Below are 25,805 nucleotides of genomic sequence, written 5' to 3'. Positions count from 1 at the left end.
GGGATGGCCTGGAATGCCTTCGGTCTAACATCATCGCCGTCCGGGTGACATCTGCAAGACGACCCGAAGCCCGGGCCGGGCGTTCTCCCACCGGGCCTGCCCACCCAATTGGCGCAACGTGGCCTCGATCAGGATGGAGCCCAGGCCGGAGCCGTCCATCTGCCGGGGGCCGGTCCCGTGATCTTCGACCGCCAGCCGCAGGCCGGACGGCCCGGTCTTGCGCAGGGTGACGTGGATATCGCCCGGTTCGACCGCGCCGTAGGCATGTTTGGCGGCGTTCATGATCAGCTCGATCGTCACGACGCTGATCAGGGACACCGACTGTCCCGCGATCTGGACGGGATCGGCCGAGACGTGCAATCGCCGGTGGTCGGGCAGCGTCTGGCCGAACCGGTGGCAGAGGGTCGCGAGGAATGCGCCCAGGTCCAGCTCGGCCTCGTCGTCCACGCCTTGCAGCATCCGGTGAACCCCGGCGATTGCCGATATGCGCGCCTGCGTCCGGTAAAGCGCGTCCCGCGCGCCGGCATCCTCCAGGCCGCGCAACTCGCCGGTAATCAGGGCAGAGACAAGCTGCAGGTTGTTGGCGATGCGGTGGTGCGCCTCTGCGGCTGCGCCGGGGGTGCCGGGCGGCGGCAGCAATGTGCCGGTGAGAAGCTGGGGCAGCGGAGCCATCGGAGATCTCCCGGTGACGGAGGGTTGCGACCCTTCCATCCTCGCTCTCCGGCGGCGAGGTTTCCATCATACGCAGGTTTGGGGTCGGGCCGCGGGGGCAAACCTCCGTATGATTTCGTTGCGGGCCCTGCCCACCGACATTGGTTTGCGGAAGACGCCCCACCCCCGCCAGGCGTTGCGCAGTTCGGAGGCAGGACATGCCGGCAGACAATGATCGGGACCACCAGACATTCGTCACCCTCGGGCCGGGCCAGGCCGATCCCGCGCATTGTCTGACGGGCGCTGCGCCGCGATATCCCGCGCCGGGCGCACCCGATCCCGGCGATATTTCCCACCAATCAAGGATATGAGCCATGACTGAACACCAGACCCTGCGTACCGCCGCCGAGCGCAAGCTTGGCACTCCGACCGACCTGGCCGGTGACGCCACCCACGATATCGCGGCCGGGCTCAATCGGCTGCTGGCCGACACCTTCGCGCTGTATCTCAAGACCAGGAATTTCCACTGGCACCTGAGCGGGCCGCATTTCCGCGACTGGCACCTGATGCTGGACGACCACGCCGGCCAGTTGATCGCCATGACCGACCCGTTGGCCGAACGGGTGCGCAAGCTGGGCCGGACCACGATCCGGTCGATCTCGGACATCACCAACCGCCAAAGCCTGCTGGACAACACGGCCGATTATGTCGATCCGCAGGACATGCTGGCCGAACTGTTGGCCGACAACCGCCAGGTCCTGGCCGAGTTGCGCCGCGTGCACGGGATCTGTGACGCGGTGTCGGATGTCGCCAGCACCAGCTTGATCGAGACCTGGATCGATGAGACCGAGACCCGCGCCTGGTTTCTTTTCGAAACCTCCCGCGGCAACAATCTGATGTGAGGCAATCTCGGGCTTGTAAGGGCGATCGTGGATGACGCAGGCAACCGGCCTGGGCGAAGGAGTGCTGCTTCTGACTGCCGGATTAGCGCCTCTCTCACCTGTGGTTGACCTGTCTCTCGCTGGCACGCCTGCGGAATGGCTGCCACCTGTTCCCACCGCATGACGTCCGACCCGACGAGGTCGGGTCGGACGTCATCAAGGAGCGGACTGTCAGTCCCAGTCGGGTGCCAGCCCGTCCGGTGACACGATGCGTCCATCCGGGCCTGCCAGTGCGTCGATCCGGGCGATCTCTTCCTCGCTCAGGGTGATCTCGGACGCGGCGAGGTTGCCCGCCAGACGCGCCGTCTTTGCGGTCTTCGGCAGAGCCACCGTATCCGGCTTGTGTAGCAACCATGCCAGGGCGATTGCGGCCACGTTGGTGCCGTGGGCCTCGGCGATCGCGGCCAGCTCGGGCGCCTCCATCACCTTGCCCTGTGCCAGCGGTGCATAGGCCTCAAGGGGGATGTCCCTTTCCAGCTGGAATGCCCGCAGCCTGGATTGGTCGATGAACGGATGCATCTCGACCTGGTTGGCGGCCAGCGGTGCGCTCAGGATCTCCGCGGCCTCCGTCAGCATCGGAATGGTGAAGTTCGAGACACCCCCGAAGCGCACCTTGCCCTCAGCAATCAGCGCATCCAGCACAGGCAGCGTTTCCGCCAGCGCCACCTCCTTCGAAGGCCAGTGCAGCAACAGAAGGTCGATGTAATCGGTGCCAAGTGCCTTCAGCGATGCCTCTGTCGCCTTGCGGAAGTCGCCCGGCGCAAAGTCCTTGGGCAGGATCTTCGTCGTGACGAAGACCTCGCTGCGCTGCACGGGAGAGGCGCGCAGCCCCTCACCGACCTCTGCCTCGTTCTCATAAGCCTGGGCCGTGTCGATATGGCGATAACCTTCGGCCAGGGCGGCCAGCGTCATCTCTCGTGCCTCGCCGGGATTCATGCGGAAAGTGCCGAGGCCGAGCGAGGGGATGCCGGCCGGGCCGATGTTGCGAATGGTCATGGGGTTGGTCCTTTCATTCTGCGGGGACAGGGGACGCGGCCCGGTCAAGACGACCGGACAGCCGGGTCAGCAGCACGCCGAGGGCGACGGCGGCGGCGCCCAGGTACGGGGCAGCGGCCAGGCCCAGGCCCGCGACGATCAGGCCGCCGGACCAGGCGCCAATGGCTATCCCGAGGTTGAAGGCGCCGATATTGAGGCCCGAGGCAACGTCGATGGCGTCCGGTGCCACCTCGCGGGCGATCTGCACGGTGTAGACCTGCAGCGGCGGCACGTTGGCAAAGGCAAAGCCACCCCAGACCGCGACCACGACGATGGTCGCCATGGGCGTGGTCAGCACCAGGCCAAGGGCCAGCAGGACCACTGTCAGCCCGCCGAAGATCACCGTCAGCGCGGGCACGGCGCCCAGGCGGTCCGCCAGCTTGCCGCCCAGGATGTTGCCCACCGCGACGGAGGCGCCATAGAGCAGGATCACCAGGCTGACCGCCCCGGCGCCAAGGCCGGTCACGTCGGTCAGCATCGGGGCGAGATAGGTGAAGGCGATGAAGTTGCCACCATAGCCGACGGCAGTGATCAGGTAGACCAGCAGCAGCCGTGGCGAGGTCAGCACCCGAGCCTGCGCCCGCAGGCTCGGTGCCGCGCCTTGCCGCAGGTTGGACGGGACCAGCAGCGCCGAGGCCACCAACCCGATGACGCCAAGGACGACCACGCCCAGAAAGGCGGATTGCCAGCCGAAAAGCTGGCCGATCCAGGTGCCAAGCGGCACGCCGGTCACCAGCGCAACGGTCAGCCCCAGGAAGACCAGCGCGATGGCCGAACTTTCCCTGCTACGATCCACGAGATTGGTCGCGATGGTCGAGGCGATGGCGAAGAAAACGCCATGTGCCAGCCCGGTGATGAACCGCGCGGCCAGCAGGCTGTCATAGCCGGGCGCGACGGCTGCAAAGGCATTGCCGGCGATGAAGAGCGCCAGCAGGGCGAGCAGCAGGGTCTTGCGCGGGACACTTCCGGCAAGCGCGGTCAGGACCGGCGCGCCGATGGTGACGCCAAGCGCATAGACGCTGACCAGAAGGCCGGCCGATGGCAGCGACACGCCCAGATCGGCGGCAATGGTGGGGATGAGACCGACGATCACGAATTCGGTCGTGCCGACGGCAAAGGCGCTGATGGTCAGCGCCCAGAGAGCAAGGGGCATGGGAGGTCTCCTGTTTCGACTTTCGCCGGCAAGATGGCTCCGCTAGGCTTTTGCGTGAACGGACAGGTTGGCAAAGGCTCGTTGCGCAAAATGCACGAATTACCTCAGACCAGGGAGCTGGCCGCCTTCGTCGCGGTGATCGAGGCTGGTGGCTTTGCCGAGGCCGGGCGCCACCTTGGCGTTGCCCCGTCGACGCTCAGCCGGACGGTCAGTCGGCTGGAAGGGCAGCTGGGCGTGACGCTCTTGCGGCGCAGCACAAGGGCCATCGAGCTGACACCCGAGGGGCGCGACCTGCTCGCCGCGGCGCAGGACATCGTCACGCGGACCGAGGCGCTGGCGGATCTGGCGGCCCGGGGCGCCGCGCCGCGCGGGCCCCTGAGGGTGAATGCGCCGGTGGGGTTCACGCTGCATGTCATCGCCCCGCACCTGGCGGAGTTCCACGCGCTATATCCCGATGTCGAGGTCACGCTCGACATGACCGACAGGCCGGTCGACCTGATCGACAGCCATGCCGATGTCGCGATCCGCTTTGGCGCGCTGTCCGACAGCGAATTGCTGCAACGCCCCCTCGGCCAGACGCCATGGCGGCTGGTCGCGACGCCCGACTACCTCGACCGGGAAGGCTGGCCGGAGCAGCCGCAGGACCTGTCCCGGCTGGATCAGGTCCGCTTTACTTCGCCTCAACACATCAACGTTCTGAAGTTTGAAGGGCTTGATGCCCCGGTCGTCGTGCCTGCCTCGGTCCAGGCAGAGAACGGAGAAGCGGTGCGCAGCCTCATCCTGGGGGGCATGGGGGTCGCGCGACTGTCCGAGTTCATGGTGGCCAAGGATATCGCCGCCGGCCGCTTGGTGCCGCTGTTCCCCGATCGCCTGCTTGCCGCGCCGCTGGACATCACCGCGCTGTACCTGACGCGTATTTCCGGGCTGCGGCGGCTTGCGGTCTTCCTTGACTGGATTGGCGGGAAACTCGCTCAGTGACCAGGGTTCGTGCCTGACGTCGATATACTGCCGCGCCGTGATGCGCATGCCTGCTTGTGCGCCCCGTTATGCGGGCCGTGGACGCAGTTTCAGGCGCTTGTGGGGAAGAGGTGCCTGCCGCCTTGCCTGCACTGCTGTCCCGAGGCCGCCCGCACGTCAAGGTTGTAGGCCCATGTGCCCGCGGTGTCGGCTGATGCGCCCGGGGTGCCGGCCGATATGCCCCCCCCCGCTGGTGCCGAGATGCCGGGCGCCGCTCGTCTAGGCGTTCGCGCCGGCCAAACCAGCCGTTGCGCCCCGGCTCCTGCCGTGACGTCGTGCGCTTTTGCGATGCTGGTCGCGCGGGGCTGCCTTTTCGACAGGCCCCCGCTGTTGCCATGATGCCGGCAGTCGCCCGCGCAGGATCGACCGGCCATCCCGCCCCCGCGATTCGCCCTGATCCGCGCTCAGCCCCCCGCTGCCCGGGCGGCGTCGCGGCAGGCGGTTTCCAGCGCCTTGGGACCATGGCGCGCGGCGGTCAGGCTGTCTTCGAGGGGCTCGCCCTCGACGGCGCCCCGGGCCACGCGGGCCAGGGCAAAGCTCGACACCCGGGTGATCCCGCGCAACAGGTCGCGGGCCAGGGCATGGGTGGCCAGGTAATCCAGGTGACTGCCCAGCAGCCCCGCGCCCCGCGCCGCACCGCCCGCCGCATTGACCTCGCAGGCCGTGGCATCGGTCGACAGGAACGACCGGCAGATCGTCGGCCGGGCGTCATAGGCCCGGCATGACCGGGTCTCGGGGTCGAGCGCCGGGCAGGCGGACGGGTGCCATTGGCGGCCATCGGGTGCGCCGGCCAGCGGCGACAGGGCGGCATGCAGCGAGCGGGCCTCGGCTTCGGTGATCGTGCCACCGTCGCCGCCCTGCAGGATGCAGCAGAAGGCACAGCCGTCGCGGCAGGCCCGGTCGGTCACGGCCGGGGGCGGGGACTGCATCAGCGCGTCGCGGCTGGCATCGCCCAGCCGGCGGGCCGTTACCCCCCGGGCCAGTTCGCGCACCACCTCGGCCAGTGGCAGGGCATGGGCCTCGGCCGCCTGCAGGTAGGCTGCCATCATCCGCCGGGCCCGGTCTTCGGCCGGCCGTCCGGCCCCGGCGGCCCGGGCCCGCCCCAGGCGGGCGGCGAGATCGGCGATGGTCGTCGGGCGGGTGGCGCGTCGGGGGCTCATGGGGGGTGGTCCGGCTTGCTGGGGGCGGGCAGGGCGAGGCGGCGCGCCGGGCGGGCGCGGAGGGCCAAGTATAGGTGGGTGCGGGCCAAGGTCCAGCCGCCGGGGCGGGCTTGAAACCGCCGGCCGGCCCCGCTATGTACCGCCCATTCGACAGCAGGGATGCCCCATGGCCAACACCAACCCGATCCAGTTCATCCAGCAGACCCGCGCCGAGATCGCCAAGGTCGTCTGGCCGACCCGTCGCGAAACGCTGCTGACCACGCTGATGGTCTTTGTCATGGCTGCCCTGACGGCCGTGTTCTTTGCGCTGGTCGATCTGCTGATCCGCACCGGCCTGCAGGGCGTGCTGAACTACTTCGGCTGAGCCCGTCCGGTGCCGGCCTGGCCGGCGCCCAGGTGTGCATCCCGGACGCCTGTCCGGGCCCTTTGCCTGCCGCCCCTGTTCCCTGTCCGCGCCGTGCTTCTGCCGCGCCCATCGTGCGGTGCGCCCGCCCGGCTATCCCGGTCCTGCGCCCTGCCATGGGATCCGGCCCCGGCCGTCCAGCCGACGCAGGCGGGCCTTGATCAATCTCCCCCGGCGGGCTACTTCAGCGGTCAGCATTGAAGGCAGGCGTGCGGCGATTCGGTTGCACGCCCGTTTTTGTTCCGGTCGGACCGGGGCAGATATCAGAGAGACAACGACAACCCCGCGGCATCCTTTCACGGCCCGGGGGAGGAAAGAGGAAGCGACGGGTCATGGCGAAACGGTGGTATTCGGTCAGCGTGCTCTCGAATTTCGAAAAGAAGATCGCCGAACAGATCCGCACATCTGTCGCCGAGAACGGGCTCGAGGACGAGATCGACGAGGTGCTGGTGCCCACCGAAGAGGTCATCGAGGTGCGTCGCGGCAAGAAGGTGTCGACCGAACGGCGGTTCATGCCGGGCTACGTGCTGGTGCACATGGAAATGTCGGACCGGGGCTATCACCTGATCAATGACATCAACCGGGTCACCGGCTTTCTCGGCCCCCAGGGCCGGCCGATGCCCATGCGCGATGCCGAGGTCAACCAGATCCTGAACCGGGTCCAGGAAGGCGAGGAAGCCCCGCGCACGCTGATCCATTTCGAGGTTGGCGAGAAGGTCAAGGTCAACGACGGGCCGTTCGAGGATTTCGACGGCATGATCGAAGAGGTCGACGACGAGAACCAGCGCCTCAAGGTCTCGGTCTCGATCTTCGGCCGGGAAACCCCGGTCGAGCTGGAATACACCCAGGTCACCAAGCAGGGCTGACCCGGGCCGCGTGATCCCGGTAGGATGGGTGCTTGCACCCATCCTACGGCTGATCCGCCCCTTTGCGAAAACTTTGCCGTTACCCCCGGCCCGGCCCGACTTCGGGCTGGTGATCGGTCACGCAATGCTGGTGGTCGGCCAGTGAGCGCAGCACGTAACAGCTGGCCGCCCGCCCTTCGCCGTCACAACCCTCGGCAATGCGCTGCAGCTCGGTTTCCAGCGCCTGCAGCCGCCGGATGCGGGCGCGCACCCCGGCCAGCTGGTCGCGGGCCAGGGCGTTGGCCTCCTGGCAGGACCGGTCCGGGTGGTCCTGTAGCTCGATCAGCGCCCGGATCGCCTCCAGCGAGAACCCCAGGTCGCGGGCATGGCGCACGAAGGCCAGCTTTTCCAGCTGTTCATGGCCATAGCGCCGCTGGTTGCCCGCCGTCCGGGTCGCGGCCTCCAGCAGGCCGGTCTCTTCGTAGTAGCGGATCGTCGGCACCTTGACCCCGGTCCTCCGCGACAATTCCCCGATCGACAACATCCGCGATTTTTCCTCTTGAACCTCTAGTCGCTAGAGATCCTACATCGGGTGCAGCATGAACGAAAGGGACCGATCACCATGGCCGGATGCTGCAATCACAACGCCCGTTTCGACGGTATGTCGGCGGATTACCGGCGCAGGCTCTGGGCGGTCATCGCCCTGAACGGCGCCATGTTCCTGGTCGAGATGGCCGCCGGCCACGCGGCCCGCTCGCAGGCGCTGCAGGCCGATGCCCTGGATTTTCTCGGCGATGCCATGACCTATGGCCTGTCGCTGGCCGTCATCGGGGCGTCGGTCCGGGTGCGCACCAATGCGGCCATGCTGAAGGGCGCCAGCCTGCTTCTCATGGGGCTCTGGGTGTTTGGGTCGACGATCTGGCGGGTCTTTGTCCTGGGCATGCCCGAGGCCCAGATCATGGGCGGCATCGGCGTGCTGGCCCTGGCGGCCAACCTGGCCAGCGTGCTCATGCTGATGCGCTACAAGGACGGGGATGCCAACGTGCGTTCGGTCTGGCTGTGCTCGCGCAACGATGCCATCGGCAACATCGCCGTCATGCTGGCCGCCGTGGGCGTCTGGTACACCGGCACGGGCTGGCCCGACCTGGCCGTGGCCGGGCTGATGGCCGGGCTGTTCCTGTCCTCTGCCAGCCAGATCTTTCGCCAGGCCCTGGCCGAGCGGCGCCAGGTCATGGCCGGCATGGCTGCCGAGTGACCATGGGGGCGCGGGCCATGCGGCCCGGGCCCGTTCCTGGCGTGTGGGCCGGTGGGGCTTGCCCCTCGCCGGCCGCCATGGTCCCGACCCGGTCAGTGCCGGTCAGTGCCGGTCAGTGCCGGTCAGTGCCGGTCAGTGCCGGTCAGTGCCGGTCAGTGCCGGTCAGTGCCGGTCAGTGCCGGTCAGTGCCGGTCAGTGCCGGTCAGTGCCGGTCAGTGCCGGTCAGTGCCGGTCAGTGCCGGTCAGTGCCGGTCGGTGCCGGTCAGTGCCGGTCGGTGCCGGTCAGTGCCGGTCAGCGCCGGTCAGTGCCCAGTCACCGGTAGACAGTGGCCGCTGGGACCTTTCCCGCCAGTCCCTGCCCACGGCACCATTCACCGCCGGGCGGCCAACAGCGGCCCGACGATGTCGATCCGGTCGGTCCAGACATAGCCGTCGAACCCGACCGGCACCCGGGCCAGCGCCTCGGCGCTGTCGATGCCTCTAACCTGCTCGCTGCTATCCCAGGGGCCCAGCAGGATGACTTCGGTGCCGTGGGCATGCATTCGCCGGGTGAACCGGTGCGGCCAGCCCCACAGCCAGCGGACATGGCTGATCGGCACGACGATCAGCGTGTCGTGGCAGGCCTCGGGCACCCGGCCCAGCCAGCCGATGGCCGCATAGGGCTTGAGGCAATCGACAACCTGCTGGCGATCATAGCCCCGCAGCCCGGGCAGGGCGCCAAGCGCGGCCTGGGTCGACCCCGCCGGGCCGAAGACCCCCAGCACCCGGTCCCGCCATTCGGGCCTCTCCAGCAGGGCGGCCAGGGCCAGGCCCTCGGCCGGATCGTCGCTCTTGAGGTTGATCAGCAGTGGCACGGCCGGATCGGCCATCAGCACCTCGGTCAGCGACGGCATCAACCCGCGCCCGGTGCCCCGCAACGGATAGCTGCCCCCGCCATCGCTGGTGAAGCCATGGCCCAGGTCCAGCTGGCGCAGCTGGGCAAAGGTCGCAGCCCGGATCCGGCCCGTGCCGTCGGTCTGGCAATCAAGCATCAGGTCGTGGAACACCGCAAAATGGCCATCGGCCGTCATCTGCACATCCAGTTCGACGACATCGGCCCCGGCCGTCACCGCTGCCCGGATCGAGGGCAGGGTGTTGGCGATGTGCTCGTGGGTCACCGGGGCGATCCTGCGCGCCCGGCATTCTTCGGTCTCTGGGTCCGTCCCGGTCTGGTGCCCGGCATCGGCCTGATGCAGGCCGCGATGGGCCAGGACCTTGGTCACGCCGCTCTCGGAGGGCCCGACCAGCCACGAGGAATTGACGGCCCAGAAGGCCAGGCCCAGGCCGGCCAGGGTCAGCAGGACAAGCATGAGGATGATCAGGAGGTGGCGGCGAAGCGGGGGCATGGGAGAACTCGTATCGGCAGGGGCCGCAGGGCGCGGCCGGATCGTGGGAAGGCACGGCTGCGTCCCGGGGCGCGCCGGTGGATGGGCGGGCAGGGCGTGCCGGGGCCGGCAGGTGGCATGACGAAACAGGGCCCCGCGGCGACGGGGGGTGAGAGGATGTGCGGGGCACGGGCGACGGCAATATGGCTGGCCCTGCCCTGAAACGGCAGCGGCTGGCTGACAAGCGGTTTCTTAACAACTGGTTAACGCGGTGCTGTAACCCCTTGATCGTCTGGGTGTGGCGATCTGTCCCATGCGCGCGACAGTCGCGGCGGGTGTCCGCGCTGTGCGGATCGCGCGACGGCGGGTCATGGCGCAAGAGCGGGGCGGGGGCGGAGGCGGATTGGCCGGGCGGTGCCGCGGGGCCTTGCATCGCGCGGGGGGATGGTCTATCGCCCCCGGATCGCAACGGGGTCCGCCCCGGGGCGAGTCGCAGACGTGGGAGGCGGCGCGCACGCGTGCGGGCACCGGACCACGGTCAACCGGCGGACAAGATTTTTCCGCCGAAAAATCTCGGGCAGCGCGCTGTTCCGGGAGTTGGATAAGGAGAGGCCAGATGGCCAAGAAACTCGTCGGCAGTATGAAGCTGCAGGTGCCTGCCGGGCAGGCCAACCCCTCGCCGCCGGTGGGCCCCGCCCTCGGTCAGCGCGGGATCAACATCATGGAATTCTGCAAGGCGTTCAACGCCAAGACCGCAGACATGGAGCCCGGCGCTCCGTGCCCGACCGTGATCACCTATTACCAGGACAAGTCCTTCACGATGGACATCAAGACGCCCCCCGCGTCTTATTACCTGAAGAAGGCCGCCAAGCTGAAGTCGGGCGCCAAGAACCCCTCGCGCGAGACCGTCGGCACCGTGACCGTGGCCCAGGTGCGCGAGATCGCCGAAGCCAAGATGAAGGACCTCAGCGCCAATGACGTCGAGGCCGCCATGCAGATCATCCTGGGCTCCGCCCGGTCGATGGGCATCGAGGTGAAGTAAGATGGCAAAACTCGGAAAACGCACCCGCGCCGCCCGCGAAGCCTTTGACGGCAAGGAAAACCTGACCGTCGAGGACGCCGTGGCCCTGATCAAGGCCAACGCATCGGCCAAGTTCGATGAATCGGTCGAAATCGCGATGAACCTGGGTGTCGACCCGCGCCACGCCGACCAGATGGTCCGCGGCGTTGTCGGCCTGCCCAACGGCACCGGCAAGACCGTTCGCGTCGCCGTCTTCGCCCGCGGCCCCAAGGCCGAGGAAGCCCAGGCCGCCGGTGCGGACATCGTCGGCGCCGAAGACCTGATGGAAACCATCCAGGGCGGCACGATCGAATTCGACCGTTGCATCGCAACCCCGGACATGATGCCGATCGTCGGCCGTCTGGGCAAGATCCTGGGCCCGCGCAACCTGATGCCGAACCCCAAGGTCGGCACCGTGACCATGGACGTGAAAGCGGCCGTGGAAGCAGCCAAGGGCGGTGAAGTCCAGTTCAAGGCCGAAAAGGCCGGTGTCGTGCACGCAGGTGTCGGCAAGGCGTCCTTCGACGAAGCCAAGCTGGTGGAAAACATCCGTGCCTTCGTCGGTGCCGTTGCCCGGGCCAAGCCCACGGGCGCCAAGGGCACCTACCTGAAAAAGATCTCGCTGGCCTCGACCATGGGTCCGGGCGTCAGCGTCGACGTGGCCAACGCCTCGGGCGAGTAATCGCCGGCCCGGCGCAAGCCGGCCATCGACAGATCAGGAGCCTGCCGCGGGTGCACCCCGCGGCAGGCTTTTTCGTTTGGGCGTCCTAGCCGGCGGGCAGGGACGAGCGGCGTTCGACCAGGGCCATGACGGCATGGGCCATGCGGAAGGCCAGCGGGCCCACGACCAGCGACAAGGCAAAGGCGATGGGCCAGGCGCGGATGAACCGGCCCAGCCAGGCGCCGACCCAGCCGGGGCGGAACTCCATGGGCAGGGCGGTGAAGATGCCGGTCATCAGGAAGGCCATCATCAGCGAGATGAAGACCTGGGCCAGGATCAGCGTGGCCTTGGTGGGCGGTTTGCGCGGACCGGCCGGGCGCGGCGCGGGCGGATCGGCGGGAGGGGTCATGTCGGGTCCTTTCACGATGCGGGCATCACGGCGGGACGGGGCGCAGGCTCACCGCACCCGCCCGCCGGACGCGGGGGATGCCGTGGGTTCGAAAGACTAACTCTCGCGGCGGGACCGCAAGGACCGGGATAACCGAACCGGCCAGACGTTTTTCGGCCCCAGCGGGGTAGGGCGCGCGGGGCGGTCTGTCAATTCTCTTGCGGTTGTGCGGGCGTCGGTTGGGACCGGGATGTCCGCGCCTGGCAGATCTGCGGGCAGGGCCGTTGGTCCTGCGTGCCTGGCTTCGGCCGGGCGGATGCGGGGGTGTTGTCTGATTGGAGGTAGCGGGACATCTGGCGGGGCAGGGCGGCGACAGGCCCGACCGGCGCGGTTCAGACCAGCCCCCAGTGATCGGCCGCACCGTACCACCATTCGCCGGCCAGCGCCTTGCGCGTGGTCTCTTCGTCCTGGCCGTCGATCGCGATCACGGTGTCGATGCTGTTGGTCGTGATGCCAAGGTCGGCCAGTTCCAGCGTGCCGGCCTCGAAGGCTGCGGCCCGGGCGCTGTCGAGCAGGAGGAACAGCGTGTCCTGCCCGGTGCCGCCCAGGAAGTGTTCGGCCTGGATGCCCGCGCCGCCGATCAGCGAGGCTTGGACATAGACAAAGACATCGTCATCGGCCCCGCCGCGCAAGGTGTCGTTGCCCAGCCCGTCGATCAGCACGTCGCGGCCTCGCCCGCCGGTCAGGATGTCATCACCCTGTCCACCCGACAGGATATCGTCGCCGGCCTGGCCGCGCAGCAGGTCGGCACCCCGCCCGCCGACGGCAATGTCGTCGCCATCCTCGGTCTGGATCCTGTCGGCCCCGCGCCCGCCAAAGCCGATATCCGCCCCGTCACCCAGCCGGATGACGTCATCCCCGGCCAGCCCGGCCACCAGTGCCGCGCTGCCCTCCTCGGGATCGGTGAAACTGTCGCCGCCATTGGTCAGCTGATGCGTGCGCCCGCCATCCAGGGTGAAGGCGGTGAAGGCCGCCCAGGCCTTGTGATAGGCCTCGGCCGGGTGCAGCGCGTTCCAGAAGGCGACCTGGTCGGCGCCGGTGGCCAGGCTGCCGTCGTAGAGGTAATTCTGCCGCACCGCGACAACCCCGAAGCTGGAGGGATCGTCGGTCATGACGTTGCAGATGGTGTTGTAATCGACGATCGCCACGTCATGACCCTGGGCGCGCAGGGTGGCGGCGGCCAGGCGCAGGGCGGCGTTGAAGGCCGCGACCACGTCGTCGAAGGCATCAACCAGCGTGGCATCGTAATCGTCGAAGAGCGGGAAGAAGCTGGCCGAGGGCAGGGTGCCCAGAAAGACCGCCTCGGCCCCGGCGTCGCGGGCGGCGCGGACCGAGGTGACCAGCGTGGCGATCATGGTTTCCAGCTCGTCCCGGGCCGAGGAGCGGAAGCTGTCCAACGCGGCCGGATCGTAATGGCGGTCGACGATGCGGCCGATGTCATTGGCCCCGATGAAGAACACCGCCGCCCCGCGCGGCCCGGCCCCGGCCGAGGGATCGTCCGCAAAGCGGCCGACCTGGGCGGTCAGGCCGATGTCGGTGGGCGGCCCGGGCAGGTCCCAGTTGGCCGGGTCGAGGATCGGCGAGCCGACGATCGTGGCGCCGACCACCGCGTAATTGTCGGTGCGCGCGCCGGTCAGCTCCGCCAGATAGGTGCTGTGGGCCCGGTCGTTGGTCATGGCGCCCCAGGGGCCCAGCTGAAACGTGGTGCCGGGATAGACCGCGCCCTGGAAACCCGGGGCTTCGTAGCCGTAGAGGATTTCGAAATAATTGCCGTCGTCGCTCAGGCTGTCGCCGAAATACGTAACCTTGTCGAACCGTTCCAACATCTGCGCCTCACTCGGTCTGTCCGCCTGGTTAATGCCGGCGGGTGGCCCGTTCCGTCGCGGGGATGGGGCGGGCTCACCTGTTTGTCAGCCGGGGTGAGCCGCGCCCGCAGCGCCACAATGGGCCGCAGTTCGCGGGGGGCTTAGCAGATTTCGCGCGGAAAATCGTTAAAATCCGTGACAGAGGCGCGCCGGCCATGTGGGGCCGGCGCCGGATGCCAGATCAGCGGATCAGATCAGGCCCCAGAGATCGGCATCCTGGTACCAGGGCGCATCGGCATAAGCCGCCAGCCCGTCGCGGCCGTCGATGGCCGTGACCTGTTCGATGCCGCTGGCTGTGATGCCCAGGCTGGCCAGCGCGGCATCGGGATCGGCGCCGGCCAGGTCACCCGCCAGGTCGGCATAGGTGTCTGCCGACAGCACGAGGATCAGCTCGTCCAGCCCGTCTCCGCCATAAAGCAGGTCGGTATCGCCGGCGGTGCCGCCGATCAGGCTGGCTTCGGTGAAGATGAAGGTGTCGTTGCCCGCGCCGCCCCGGCAAATGTCCGAGCCCAGCCCGTCGACCAGCAGGTCGTTGCCGCCGCCGCCCAGCAGGATGTCGTCGCCTTCGCCGCCGCCCAGGATATCGTGCCCGAGGTTGCCGCGCAGCAGGTCGTTGTCGGACCCGCCCGACAGCAGGTCATTGCCCTGCTGGCCCATCAAGTCGTCCTGGCCGGTGCCGCCCAGCAGGATGTCGTTGCCATAGCCCGCCCGCAGGATGTCGGTGCCGGCCAGCCCCGAGGCGAAATCGTCGCCATCGCCACCGCGCCAGAAATCGAAATTGTCGGTCAGGGCGGTTGTCGTGCCGCCGGCCAGGACAAAGGCCGTAAAGGCTCCGATCACGCCATGGGCGGCCGTCGAGGGATGCAGCTCGTCGGTCGAGAAAACCTGGTCGGCATCCCACAGGTCCAGCGTGCCGGGATCGTTGATCTGGGTGCCCGCCGGGGCGATGAAACCAAAGGCCGTCAGGTCTTCGGTCAGGGCGTCGGTGATCTGGGTGACGTCGAAGAGCTCGGCATTGACCCCGGCATCCTGCAGCAGCTCGACAACCTTGGTCAGGGCGCGGTTGTGGATCTCGAAGACCGCATTGGCCAGGGCCTGGTCTTCGGGGCTCAGCTCGGCGGAGACGGCATAGAAATCCAGCGCGGGCAGGGTGGCGATCTGGATCGTGGACACGCCGGCAGCCCAGAGGCGCAGGGCCTCTTCGGCGATGCCCGTGATGATGGCATCCATCTTCTGCAGCGTGTCCTGGATCACCGTTTCCGAGGTCAGGTCGACCTCGTTGTAATCGTTGGACCCGATGAAAAGCACGGCCGTAGTGTCGGACAGATTGGCCCCGGCATTGTCATCCAGGAACCGCCCGACCTGGCCGTTGAGATTGATGTCGATGTCCAGCAGCGGGCTGTCGGCGGGCACGGTCAGTGCATCGGTCAGGCCGAAATTCTCGGCCACGGCGGCCAGGTCCTGCACGCCGTCGACCTCGGCCGAGGCCACGGCATAGTTCTGGCTGTCGGCGCCCAGCAGGTCCGAGGCATAGGCGGCATAGGTCGGCCCGTCGCTGGCCGATCCGGTGGGGCCGGCCAGCCCTTCGATGGCCGCGGGATCGGCGAGCATCTCGGCATAGGCCAGCAGGTTGCCGTTGTCGGTGAGGCTGTCGCCGAAATAGACGATCTGACCGGGCGTGGTGGTCATGGCAGGAGAATCCCCGTTGGAAACGTTAAGAACCGATTGGCCGCCAGTTTCGCAGGCCGATGTGACAGGACAAGGAAAACCTCTGTCAGCGCCCAGATTGCCGTGGCGTCGCGCGCCCAGAGCAGGGGGCAGGCGGGGGGGCGCCCAGGGCGGCGGGAAATTTGGGGTTGGAAAATTGCGCCCGCGGGCTTATGTGCAGGCTTCGCGGCAAGTGGTGCGATTCGTACCGCTTGCCCGTTTCGTCCAAGACGGTGGGTTGCAATCGCGTTAAATCCTGCCCGAGACGGGAACCGAACCAGATTTTCCGGGTGTGTAACACGCGCCTCGGTCTTTTTTGGCTTAGCCCCGTACACGGACCAGACCGCCGGTTTCCGGGTTTCACCCGGGCTGGCAAATGAAGCCGGAGGGGCCTGCCCCCTCCAATGTTGGAGTGAAACTGTGGATAGAGCCCAGAAAGAGAAAGTGGTCGAGGAACTCGGCCAGATCTTCGAAAGCTCTGGCGTCGTAGTGGTTGCCCACTACGCCGGTCTGACAGTTGCCGAAATGCAGGACCTGCGCGCGCGTGCACGCGAGGCGGGCGGTTCTGTGCGTGTTGCGAAAAACAGGCTGACCAAGATCGCCCTGCAGGGCATGCCGTGCGAAAGCATGGGCGACCTGCTGACGGGCATGACCGTTCTGACCTATTCCGAAGATCCCGTTGCCGCCGCCAAGGTGGCTGAGGATTACGCCAAGGCGAACCAGAAGTTCGAGATCCTTGGCGGTACGATGGGCGAGAACGTTCTGGACCGGGCTGGCGTGGAAACGGTGTCCAAGATGCCCTCCCGCGACGAGCTCATTGCCTCGATCGTTGGCTGCATCGGTGCACCCGCGGCGAATATCGCCGGGGCCATCGGCGCACCTGCAAGCAACATCGCAAGCATCCTTTCGACCATCGAAGAGAAGGCGGAAGCCGCTTAAGCGACGGCACGGATTGGACTGGCGTTTGGTCAAAAACCGGACGTTGGAACACACATCAAAACGGAAAGAGCTGAGAAAATGGCTGATCTGAAGAAACTCGCAGAAGAGATCGTTGGTCTGACCCTCCTGGAAGCTCAGGAACTCAAGACCATCCTGAAAGACGAATACGGCATCGAGCCCGCCGCTGGCGGCGCGGTCATGATGGCAGGCCCGGCAGACGGTGCCGGCGCTGCGGCCGAAGAAGAAAAGACCGAATTCGACGTCGTTCTGAAGAACGCCGGCGCGTCCAAGATCAACGTGATCAAGGAAGTCCGCGGCATCACCGGCCTGGGCCTGAAAGAAGCCAAGGCACTGGTCGAAGAAGGCGGCAAGATCAAAGAAGGCGTCGACAAGGCCGAAGCCGAAGAGATCAAAGGCAAGCTGGAAGCAGCTGGCGCCGAGGTCGAACTGGCCTAATTGCCAGGGGCGGCCCCTGTCTTCACAATCGCGTGAAGGTGGGGCTGACCCGCATTGCATGACAAGGCAGGGCCCGGGAAAACCGGGTCCTGCCGAACCTGTCTTGGCAAGGGCTGTGTGCAGCCCTTTCTCAGACCAGGTTCAGGATCGGGAGGTCGCCACTCGGGACGGCGGCCACGCATTGATCCGACCCGTCTGCTCGTATGGGCAAGCTGCCGTGGCCCGGCGGCCCGCTTGCCCGGTGCGACACGAAAGAGGTGACATCCGTCATGGCTCAGACCTTCCTCGGCCAGAAACGACTCCGGAAATATTACGGCAAGATCCGCGAAGTGCTGGAGATGCCGAACCTCATCGAGGTGCAGAAATCCTCCTACGACCTGTTCCTGAAGTCCGGTGATGCGGACCTGCCGACCGACGGCGAAGGAATCATGGGCGTCTTTCAATCGGTCTTTCCGATCAAGGACTTCAACGAGACCTCGGTGCTTGAATTCGTCAAGTACGAGCTTGAAAAGCCGAAGTACGACGTCGAGGAATGCCAGCAGCGCGACATGACCTTCTCGGCTCCGCTGAAGGTCACCCTGCGCCTGATCGTGTTCGATGTCGATGAAGACACCGGCGCCAAGTCGGTCAAGGACATCAAGGAACAGGACGTCTTCATGGGCGACATGCCCCTGATGACGCCGAACGGCACCTTTATCGTGAACGGCACCGAGCGTGTCATCGTGTCCCAGATGCACCGGTCGCCCGGCGTGTTCTTCGACCACGACAAGGGCAAGACCCATTCGTCGGGCAAGCTGCTCTTCGCCTGCCGAATCATCCCCTACCGCGGCTCGTGGCTGGATTTCGAATTCGACGCCAAGGACATCGTCTTTGCCCGGATCGACCGTCGCCGCAAACTGCCGGTCACCACGCTGCTCTATGCGCTGGGGCTCGATCAGGAAGGCATCATGGATGCCTATTACAACACGATCGACTTCAGCTATCGCAAGGGCCAGGGCTGGGTCACGCCGTTCTTCCCCGATCGCGTCCGTGGCACCCGCCCGACCTATGACCTGGTCGATGCCGCCAGCGGCGAGATCATCGCCGAGGCCGGCAAGAAGGTGACCCCGCGCGCCGTCAAGAAGCTGATCGACGAAGGCACGGTCACGGACCTGCTCGTGCCCTTTGATCACATCGTCGGCAAGTTCGTCGCCAAGGACATCATCAACGAAGAGAACGGCGCCATCTACGTGGAAGCCGGTGATGAGCTGACCCTTGAATACGACAAGGACGGCGAGCTGATCGGCGGTACGCTGAAAGAGCTGATGGATGCCGGGTTCACCGACATCCCGGTTCTGGACATCGACAACGTCAATGTCGGCCCCTACATCCGCAACACCATGGCGAACGACAAGAACATGGGCCGCGACACCGCGCTCATGGACATCTATCGCGTCATGCGCCCGGGCGAGCCGCCCACCGTCGAGGCGGCTTCGTCGCTGTTCGACACCCTGTTCTTCGACAGCGAACGCTATGACCTGTCGGCCGTGGGCCGGGTGAAGATGAACATGCGCCTGGCGCTGGATGCCGAAGACACCCAGCGGACGCTGCGCAAGGAAGACATCATCGCCTGCATCAAGGCGCTGGTGGAACTGCGCGACGGCAAGGGCGAGATCGACGACATCGACCACCTGGGCAACCGTCGGGTGCGCTCGGTCGGCGAGCTGATGGAAAACCAGTACCGCGTCGGCCTGCTGCGGATGGAACGCGCGATCAAGGAACGCATGTCGTCGGTCGAAATCGACACGGTGATGCCGCAGGACCTGATCAACGCGAAACCGGCCGCCGCCGCCGTGCGCGAGTTCTTTGGTTCGTCGCAGCTGTCGCAGTTCATGGACCAGACCAACCCGCTGTCCGAAGTGACGCACAAGCGGCGCCTCTCGGCCCTCGGGCCCGGCGGTCTGACCCGCGAGCGCGCCGGCTTCGAGGTGCGCGACGTGCACCCGACCCACTATGGCCGGATGTGCCCGATTGAAACGCCGGAAGGCCCGAACATCGGCCTGATCAACTCGCTGGCCACCTTTGCCCGCGTGAACAAGTACGGCTTCATCGAAACGCCCTATCGCGTGGTCAAGGAAGGCCAGGTGACGGACGAAGTGCATTACATGTCCGCCACCGAGGAAATGCGTCACACCGTGGCGCAGGCCAATGCCTCGCTGGACGTGGATGGCAAGTTCACCAACGAGATGGTCAACACCCGCCAGTCGGGCGACTATACGCTGGCTCCGGTCGAAAGCGTCGACCTGATCGACGTGTCGCCCAAGCAGTTGGTTTCGGTTGCGGCCTCGCTGATCCCGTTCCTTGAAAACGACGACGCCAACCGCGCCCTGATGGGCTCGAACATGCAACGTCAGGCGGTTCCGCTGCTGCGGGCCGAGGCGCCGCTGGTCGGCACCGGCATCGAGGAAAAGGTCGCCATCGACTCCGGCGCGGCCATCCAGGCGCGCCGTGCGGGCATCATCGACCAGGTCGATGCCCAGCGTGTCGTGATCCGGGCTACCGAGGACCTGGAACTGGGCGATGCGGGCGTCGACATCTACCGTCTGCGCAAGTTCCAGCGGTCGAACCAGAACACCTGCATCAACCAGCGTCCGCTGGTGACCGTGGGTCAGACCGTCAGCAAGGGCGAGGTCATCGCCGACGGCCCGTCGACCGATATCGGGGAACTGGCGCTCGGCAAGAACGTCATCGTCGCCTTCATGCCCTGGAACGGCTACAACTACGAAGACTCGATCCTGATCTCGGAACGCATCGCCCGCGATGACGTCTTCACGAGCGTCCATATCGAGGAATTCGAAGTGGCTGCCCGTGACACCAAGCTCGGGCCCGAGGAAATCACCCGCGACATTCCCAACGTCGGCGAGGAAGCCCTGCGCAACCTCGACGAGGCGGGCATCGTCTACATCGGCGCCGACGTCGAGCCGGGCGACATCCTGGTCGGCAAGATCACCCCGAAGGGCGAAAGCCCGATGACGCCGGAAGAAAAGCTCCTCCGCGCCATCTTCGGTGAAAAGGCATCCGACGTGCGGGACACCTCGCTGCGGGTCAAGCCGGGCGATTTCGGCACCGTTGTCGAGGTCCGCGTGTTCAACCGCCACGGCGTCGAAAAGGACGAGCGGGCCCTGCAGATCGAACGCGAGGAAGTCGAGGCCCTGGCCCGCGACCGCGACGACGAGCAGGCCATCCTGGAGCGCAACATCTACGCGCGCCTCAAGTCGATGATCCTGGGCAAGACCGTTGCCAAGGGGCCGAAAGGCGTGAAATCGGGCTCGACCGTGACGGAAGAGCTGCTGGACACGCTGATCCGTTCGCAATGGTGGCAGATCGCCCTGACCGAAGAGCAGGACGCCCAGATCGTCGAGGCCCTGAACGAACAGTTCGAAGCCCAGAAACGGGCGCTGGAACTGCGGTTCGAGGACAAGGTTGAAAAGGTCCGCCGTGGCGACGACCTGCCGCCGGGCGTGATGAAGATGGTCAAGGTCTTCGTGGCCGTGAAGCGCAAGCTGCAGCCGGGCGACAAGATGGCCGGGCGTCACGGGAACAAGGGTGTGATCTCGCGCGTGGTGCCGATCGAGGACATGCCGTTCCTCGCCGATGGTACGGCCGTTGACTTCTGCCTCAACCCTCTGGGCGTGCCGTCGCGGATGAACGTCGGTCAGATCCTGGAAACCCACATGGGCTGGGCCTCGCGGGGCCTCGGCATCAAGATCGACGACGCGCTGGACGAATACCGGCGGTCGGGCGACCTGACCCCGGTGCGTGAAGCGATGCGTGGGGCCTATGGCGACGATGTCTACGAAGAGGGCATCGCCGGCATGGACGAAGGTCAGCTGATCGAGGCCGCGGGCAATGTCAGCCACGGCGTGCCGATCGCAACGCCGGTCTTCGACGGGGCCAAGGAAGCGGACGTGAACGATGCGCTGATGCGCGCGGGCTTCAACGAAAGCGGCCAGTCGATCCTGTTCGACGGGCGGACGGGCGAGCAATTCGCGCGGCCGGTGACCGTGGGCGTCAAGTACCTGCTCAAGCTGCACCACCTGGTCGACGACAAGATCCACGCCCGTTCGACCGGCCCGTACTCGCTCGTCACGCAGCAGCCGCTGGGTGGTAAGGCGCAGTTCGGCGGTCAGCGCTTCGGTGAGATGGAGGTCTGGGCCCTAGAAGCCTATGGCGCCGCCTACACCCTGCAGGAGATGCTGACGGTGAAGTCGGACGACGTGGCCGGCCGGACCAAGGTCTATGAATCGATCGTCAAGGGCGAGGACAACTTCGAGGCCGGCGTGCCGGAATCGTTCAACGTGCTCGTCAAGGAGGTCCGCGGCCTGGGCCTCAACATGGAACTCCTGGATGCGGATGAGGAATAAGAAAATTTCGCAAATTTTCTTGGCTCGAGATTTTTCCCGGAAAAATCTCGGGTCCCCCTCTTCCGCACCCTCTGAACTCTGAGGACATCAAATGAACCAGGAAATTACCAACAACCCGTTCAACCCGCTGACGCCGCCCAAGGTCTTTGACGAGATCAAGGTTTCGCTGGCGTCGCCGGAACGGATTCTCTCGTGGTCCTACGGCGAGATCAAGAAGCCCGAGACGATCAACTACCGGACCTTCAAGCCCGAGCGCGACGGCCTGTTCTGCGCCCGGATTTTTGGCCCGATCAAGGATTACGAATGCCTCTGCGGCAAGTACAAGCGCATGAAGTATCGCGGCGTCGTCTGCGAGAAATGCGGCGTGGAAGTCACGCTGCAGAAGGTGCGCCGCGAGCGCATGGGCCATATCGAACTGGCCTCGCCGGTTGCCCATATCTGGTTCCTCAAGTCGCTGCCCTCGCGCATCGGCCTGATGCTGGACATGACCCTGCGCGACCTGGAACGGGTTCTCTACTTTGAGAACTACGTGGTCATCGAGCCGGGCCTGACGGATCTCACCTATGGTCAGATGATGACCGAGGAAGAGTACATGGACGCCCAGGACGCCTATGGCATGGACGCCTTCACCGCCAATATCGGCGCTGAAGCCATCCGCGAAATGCTGGCGGCGATCGACCTGGAAGCCGAAGCCGAGCAGCTGCGCGCCGACTTGGCCGAAGCCACCGGCGAGTTGAAGCCCAAGAAGATCATCAAGCGCCTCAAGGTCGTGGAATCCTTCCTGGAATCGGGTAACCGGCCGGAATGGATGGTCATGACCGTGATCCCGGTCATCCCGCCGGAACTGCGCCCGCTGGTCCCGCTGGACGGCGGCCGCTTCGCGACGTCGGACCTCAACGACCTGTACCGCCGGGTGATCAACCGGAACAACCGCCTCAAGCGGCTGATCGAACTGCGCGCGCCGGACATCATCGTCCGGAACGAAAAGCGGATGCTGCAGGAATCGGTCGACGCGCTCTTCGACAACGGCCGCCGTGGCCGCGTGATCACCGGCGCAAACAAGCGTCCGCTGAAATCGCTGTCGGACATGCTGAAGGGCAAGCAGGGCCGCTTCCGTCAGAACCTTCTGGGGAAACGGGTCGACTTCTCGGGCCGGTCCGTCATCGTGACGGGCCCGGAGCTCAAGCTGCACCAGTGCGGCCTGCCCAAGAAGATGGCGCTCGAACTCTTCAAGCCGTTCATCTACTCGCGGCTCGAGGCCAAGGGCCTCAGCAGCACCGTGAAGCAGGCGAAAAAGCTCGTTGAAAAGGAACGCCCGGAAGTCTGGGACATCCTCGACGAGGTGATCCGCGAGCACCCGGTCATGCTGAACCGGGCGCCCACGCTGCACCGTCTCGGCATCCAGGCGTTCGAACCCAAGCTGATCGAAGGCAAGGCCATCCAGCTGCACCCGCTGGTCTGCTCGGCCTTCAACGCCGACTTCGACGGTGACCAGATGGCTGTTCACGTGCCGCTTTCGCTGGAAGCCCAGCTGGAAGCCCGCGTGCTGATGATGTCGACGAACAACGTTCTGTCGCCCGCCAACGGCGCGCCGATCATCGTTCCGTCGCAGGATATGATCCTGGGTCTCTACTACGTGACCGTGCAGCGCGACGGCATGAAGGGCGAAGGCAAGATCTTTGGCTCGATGAACGAGGTCGAGCATGCGCTGGACGCCGGTGAAGTGCATCTGCACGCCAAGATCACCGCGCGGATCACGCAGATCGACGAGGAAGGCAACGAGGTCCAGAAACGCTACGAGACGACGCCCGGCCGGGTGAAGCTCGGCGCGCTGCTGCCGCTCAATGCCAAGGCGCCGTTCGAACTGGTCAACCGGCTTCTGCGGAAGAAGGAAGTCCAGCAGGTCATCGACACCGTCTACCGCTATTGCGGCCAGAAGGAATCGGTCATCTTCTGCGACCAGATCATGACCATGGGCTTCCGCGAGGCCTTCAAGGCCGGCATCTCCTTCGGCAAGGACGACATGGTCATCCCGCCGAACAAGTGGGAGCTGGTCGAAGAGACCCGCGAGCAGGTCAAGGATTTCGAACAGCAGTACATGGACGGCCTGATCACCCAGGGTGAGAAGTACAACAAGGTCGTCGATGCCTGGTCGAAATGTAACGACCGCGTCACCGAAGCCATGATGAACACCATCTCGGCCACCCAGAAGGACGAGAACGGCGCCGACATGGAGACCAACTCGGTCTACATGATGGCCCACTCCGGTGCCCGGGGCTCGGTCACGCAGATGAAGCAGCTGGGCGGGATGCGCGGCCTGATGGCGAAGCCGAACGGCGACATCATCGAGACGCCGATCATCTCGAACTTCAAGGAAGGCCTGACCGTTCTTGAATACTTCAACTCGACCCACGGCGCCCGGAAGGGTCTGTCGGATACCGCTCTGAAGACGGCGAACTCGGGTTACCTGACCCGTCGTCTGGTGGACGTGGCGCAGGATTGCATCGTGCGGATGACCGATTGCGGCACCGACAACGCGATCACCTGCGAAGCGGCCGTCAACGACGGTGAGGTCGTGGCATCCATCGGCGAGCGTCTGCTGGGCCGTGTGGCGGCCGACGACATCATCAAGCCGGGCACGGACGAGGTCATCGTGGCAGCCGGTCAGCTGATCGACGAACGGATGGCGGATGCGGTCGAAGAGGCCGGCATCCAGTCCACCCGCATCCGGTCGCCGCTGACCTGCGAGGCCGAAGAGGGCGTCTGCGCCATGTGCTACGGTCGCGACCTGGCACGCGGTACGCTGGTCAACAGCGGCGAGGCCGTCGGCATCATCGCGGCCCAGTCGATCGGTGAGCCGGGCACGCAGCTGACCATGCGGACCTTCCACATCGGCGGCGTGGCCCAGGGTGGCCAGCAATCGTTCCTGGAAGCGTCGCAGGCCGGCAAGGTGGTCTTTGAGAACGCCCAGCTTCTGGACAACGCCAATGGCGAGACCATGGTGATGGGCCGGAACATGAAGCTGATCATCGCCGACGAGAATGGCGAAGAGCGGGCCAGCCACAAGATCGGCTACGGCTCCAAGCTGTTCGTCAAGGAAGGCCAGGACGTGGCCCGGGGCGACAAGCTCTTTGAATGGGACCCGTACACCCTGCCGATCATCGCCGAGAAGGCCGGTACGGCCAAGTTCGTCGACCTCGTCAGCGGCATTGCCGTGCGCGACGAGACGGACGAAGCGACCGGCATGACCCAGAAGATCGTGATCGACTGGCGTGCGGCTCCGAAAGGCAACGAGCTCAAGCCCGAGATCCTTCTGGCCGGCGAAGACGGCGAACCGGTCCGCAACGATGCGGGCAACCCGGTGACCTACCCGATGTCGGTCGATGCCATCCTGTCGGTCGAAGAAGGCCAGCAGGTTGCAGCGGGTGACGTCGTGGCGCGGATCCCGCGGGAAGGTGCAAAGACCAAGGACATCACCGGTGGTCTGCCGCGTGTGGCCGAACTCTTCGAAGCACGCCGGCCCAAGGACCACGCCATCATCGCCGAAGTCGACGGCTATGTCCGGTTCGGGCGCGACTACAAGAACAAGCGTCGCATCAGCATCGAACCGTCGGACGAGACGATGGAAACGGTCGAGTACATGGTGCCCAAGGGCAAGCACATCCCGGTGCAGGAAGGCGACTTCGTGCAGAAGGGTGACTATATCATGGACGGCAACCCGGCGCCTCACGACATCCTGTCGATCATGGGTGTCGAGGCTCTGGCCGAGTACATGATCGACGAGGTGCAGGAGGTCTATCGTCTGCAGGGCGTGAAGATCAACGACAAGCACATCGAAGTCATCGTGCGACAGATGCTGCAGAAATGGGAGATCACCGAAAGCGGCGACACCACCCTGCTGAAGGGTGAACACGTCGACAAGCAGGAGTTCGACCAGGCCAACGAGAAGGCTCTGGCCAAGGGCGTGCGCCCGGCCCAGGGCGAACCGATCCTGCTGGGGATCACCAAGGCCTCGCTGCAGACCCGGTCGTTCATCTCGGCGGCGTCCTTCCAGGAAACCACCCGCGTGCTGACCGAAGCCTCGGTTCAGGGCAAGCGCGACAAGCTGGTCGGCCTGAAGGAAAACGTCATCGTCGGTCGCCTGATCCCGGCCGGTACGGGCGGTGCCACCCAGCGGGTGCGCCGGATCGCATCGGATCGCGACAACGTGGTCATCGAAGCCCGTCGGGAAGAGGCCGAAGCGGCCGCTGCCCTGGCCGCGCCGATGGAAGAGGACATCATCGGGGGCGACGAGTTCGACACCCTGGTGGAAACCCCGGAAAGCCGCGACTGATCGCGCAATGATCCACCCCGTGCCGCCAGCGGCGCGGGGGCCAGACATCAAAAAGGCCGGGCGTCATCGACGTCCGGCCTTTTTCGTTTCGGAACGGGGGGCGGGGCCG

The 25,805-nt window shown here is 66.0% G+C and carries 20 protein-coding genes; 11 read left to right on the top strand and 9 right to left on the bottom strand.

What is annotated here, in order from left to right; genetic code table 11:
- Nucleotides 1-30: 30 nt before the first annotated feature.
- On the bottom strand, nt 31-672 hold the full coding sequence (locus tag ACK3BB_RS21235; RefSeq protein WP_428926628.1) for a sensor histidine kinase: 642 nt from the start codon (nt 670-672) through the stop codon (nt 31-33).
- Nucleotides 673-1,025: 353 nt separating this feature from the next.
- On the opposite strand from ACK3BB_RS21235, the gene ACK3BB_RS21230 reads away from it, so the two are divergent.
- Nucleotides 1,026-1,553: a Dps family protein gene (locus ACK3BB_RS21230; RefSeq protein ID WP_428926627.1), complete on the top strand. Its 528-nt coding sequence runs from the start codon at nt 1,026-1,028 to the stop codon at nt 1,551-1,553.
- A 210-nt stretch (nt 1,554-1,763) separates the two neighbouring features.
- Here ACK3BB_RS21230 and ACK3BB_RS21225 read toward each other — a convergent pair whose 3' ends face one another.
- Both ACK3BB_RS21225 and ACK3BB_RS21220 read right to left on the bottom strand, forming a co-directional pair.
- A complete protein-coding gene (locus ACK3BB_RS21225; RefSeq protein ID WP_428926626.1) occupies nt 1,764-2,588 on the bottom strand; it encodes an aldo/keto reductase in 825 nt (274 codons plus the stop codon).
- A 13-nt stretch (nt 2,589-2,601) separates the two neighbouring features.
- The gene (locus ACK3BB_RS21220; RefSeq protein ID WP_428926625.1) at nt 2,602-3,780 is read right to left on the bottom strand and encodes an MFS transporter; all 1,179 of its coding nucleotides are present in this window, start codon (nt 3,778-3,780) and stop codon (nt 2,602-2,604) included.
- A 54-nt stretch (nt 3,781-3,834) separates the two neighbouring features.
- Between ACK3BB_RS21220 and ACK3BB_RS21215 the strand changes: the two genes are divergently transcribed.
- Complete coding sequence (locus tag ACK3BB_RS21215) at nt 3,835-4,758, top strand: LysR family transcriptional regulator (protein WP_428926624.1); 924 nt, start codon at nt 3,835-3,837, stop codon at nt 4,756-4,758.
- A gap of 443 nt (nt 4,759-5,201) precedes the next feature.
- Here the strand turns inward: ACK3BB_RS21215 and ACK3BB_RS21210 are convergent, their stop codons facing one another.
- Nucleotides 5,202-5,957: a YkgJ family cysteine cluster protein gene (locus tag ACK3BB_RS21210; RefSeq protein WP_428926623.1), complete on the bottom strand. Its 756-nt coding sequence runs from the start codon at nt 5,955-5,957 to the stop codon at nt 5,202-5,204.
- Nucleotides 5,958-6,123: 166 nt separating this feature from the next.
- On the opposite strand from ACK3BB_RS21210, the gene secE reads away from it, so the two are divergent.
- The gene (gene secE / locus ACK3BB_RS21205; RefSeq protein ID WP_428926622.1) at nt 6,124-6,321 is read left to right on the top strand and encodes a preprotein translocase subunit SecE; all 198 of its coding nucleotides are present in this window, start codon (nt 6,124-6,126) and stop codon (nt 6,319-6,321) included.
- Between the two features lie 371 nt (nt 6,322-6,692).
- On the top strand, nt 6,693-7,226 hold the full coding sequence (gene nusG / locus ACK3BB_RS21200) for a transcription termination/antitermination protein NusG (RefSeq protein ID WP_428926621.1): 534 nt from the start codon (nt 6,693-6,695) through the stop codon (nt 7,224-7,226).
- Nucleotides 7,227-7,305: 79 nt separating this feature from the next.
- Here the strand turns inward: nusG and ACK3BB_RS21195 are convergent, their stop codons facing one another.
- Entirely contained in the window at nt 7,306-7,749 is a 444-nt protein-coding gene (locus tag ACK3BB_RS21195; RefSeq protein ID WP_428926620.1) for a MerR family transcriptional regulator, read from the bottom strand.
- Nucleotides 7,750-7,827: 78 nt separating this feature from the next.
- Here ACK3BB_RS21195 and ACK3BB_RS21190 point away from each other — a divergent pair, with 78 nt between their 5' ends.
- Nucleotides 7,828-8,460: a cation transporter gene (locus tag ACK3BB_RS21190; RefSeq protein WP_428926619.1), complete on the top strand. Its 633-nt coding sequence runs from the start codon at nt 7,828-7,830 to the stop codon at nt 8,458-8,460.
- Between the two features lie 371 nt (nt 8,461-8,831).
- On the opposite strand, the gene ACK3BB_RS21185 is transcribed toward ACK3BB_RS21190, so the two are convergent.
- Entirely contained in the window at nt 8,832-9,845 is a 1,014-nt protein-coding gene (locus tag ACK3BB_RS21185) for a glycerophosphodiester phosphodiesterase family protein (RefSeq protein ID WP_428926618.1), read from the bottom strand.
- Between the two features lie 595 nt (nt 9,846-10,440).
- Here ACK3BB_RS21185 and rplK point away from each other — a divergent pair.
- Nucleotides 10,441-10,866, top strand: a complete 426-nt coding sequence (gene rplK, locus ACK3BB_RS21180) for a 50S ribosomal protein L11 (RefSeq protein WP_428926617.1) — start codon at nt 10,441-10,443, stop codon at nt 10,864-10,866.
- 1 nt (nt 10,867) lies between these two features.
- Nucleotides 10,868-11,566: a 50S ribosomal protein L1 gene (rplA, locus tag ACK3BB_RS21175; protein ID WP_428926616.1), complete on the top strand. Its 699-nt coding sequence runs from the start codon at nt 10,868-10,870 to the stop codon at nt 11,564-11,566.
- 85 nt (nt 11,567-11,651) lie between these two features.
- On the opposite strand, the gene ACK3BB_RS21170 is transcribed toward rplA, so the two are convergent.
- The 3 genes from ACK3BB_RS21170 to ACK3BB_RS21160 all read right to left on the bottom strand — a co-directional run bounded on the left by ACK3BB_RS21170 (nt 11,652) and on the right by ACK3BB_RS21160 (nt 15,547).
- Nucleotides 11,652-11,954, bottom strand: coding sequence for a DUF2798 domain-containing protein (locus ACK3BB_RS21170; RefSeq protein WP_428926615.1), 303 nt, complete (start codon nt 11,952-11,954; stop codon nt 11,652-11,654).
- A gap of 371 nt (nt 11,955-12,325) precedes the next feature.
- Entirely contained in the window at nt 12,326-13,819 is a 1,494-nt protein-coding gene (locus ACK3BB_RS21165) for an SGNH/GDSL hydrolase family protein (RefSeq protein WP_428926614.1), read from the bottom strand.
- Between the two features lie 228 nt (nt 13,820-14,047).
- Nucleotides 14,048-15,547 (bottom strand): SGNH/GDSL hydrolase family protein, encoded by a 1,500-nt coding sequence (locus ACK3BB_RS21160; protein ID WP_428926613.1) that lies wholly within the window; start codon nt 15,545-15,547, stop codon nt 14,048-14,050.
- Between the two features lie 438 nt (nt 15,548-15,985).
- Between ACK3BB_RS21160 and rplJ the strand changes: the two genes are divergently transcribed.
- The 4 genes from rplJ to rpoC all read left to right on the top strand — a co-directional run bounded on the left by rplJ (nt 15,986) and on the right by rpoC (nt 25,696).
- Nucleotides 15,986-16,504 carry a 50S ribosomal protein L10 gene (gene rplJ, locus ACK3BB_RS21155; RefSeq protein ID WP_428926612.1) on the top strand — a complete coding sequence of 173 codons (519 nt, stop codon included), beginning with the start codon at nt 15,986-15,988 and terminating at the stop codon, nt 16,502-16,504.
- A 78-nt stretch (nt 16,505-16,582) separates the two neighbouring features.
- Nucleotides 16,583-16,960, top strand: coding sequence for a 50S ribosomal protein L7/L12 (gene rplL, locus ACK3BB_RS21150; RefSeq protein ID WP_428926611.1), 378 nt, complete (start codon nt 16,583-16,585; stop codon nt 16,958-16,960).
- Nucleotides 16,961-17,229: 269 nt separating this feature from the next.
- The gene (gene rpoB / locus ACK3BB_RS21145) at nt 17,230-21,363 is read left to right on the top strand and encodes a DNA-directed RNA polymerase subunit beta (RefSeq protein WP_428926610.1); all 4,134 of its coding nucleotides are present in this window, start codon (nt 17,230-17,232) and stop codon (nt 21,361-21,363) included.
- Nucleotides 21,364-21,454: 91 nt separating this feature from the next.
- Nucleotides 21,455-25,696 (top strand): DNA-directed RNA polymerase subunit beta', encoded by a 4,242-nt coding sequence (rpoC, locus tag ACK3BB_RS21140; RefSeq protein ID WP_428926609.1) that lies wholly within the window; start codon nt 21,455-21,457, stop codon nt 25,694-25,696.
- Nucleotides 25,697-25,805 lie beyond the last annotated feature (109 nt).

It is taken from the genome of Marinibacterium sp. SX1 (assembly GCF_050389775.1).
GTDB lineage: Bacteria > Pseudomonadota > Alphaproteobacteria > Rhodobacterales > Rhodobacteraceae > Marinibacterium.
Note: the sequence above shows the minus strand (reverse complement) of the source record. Positions and strands in the feature narration are given on the sequence as shown.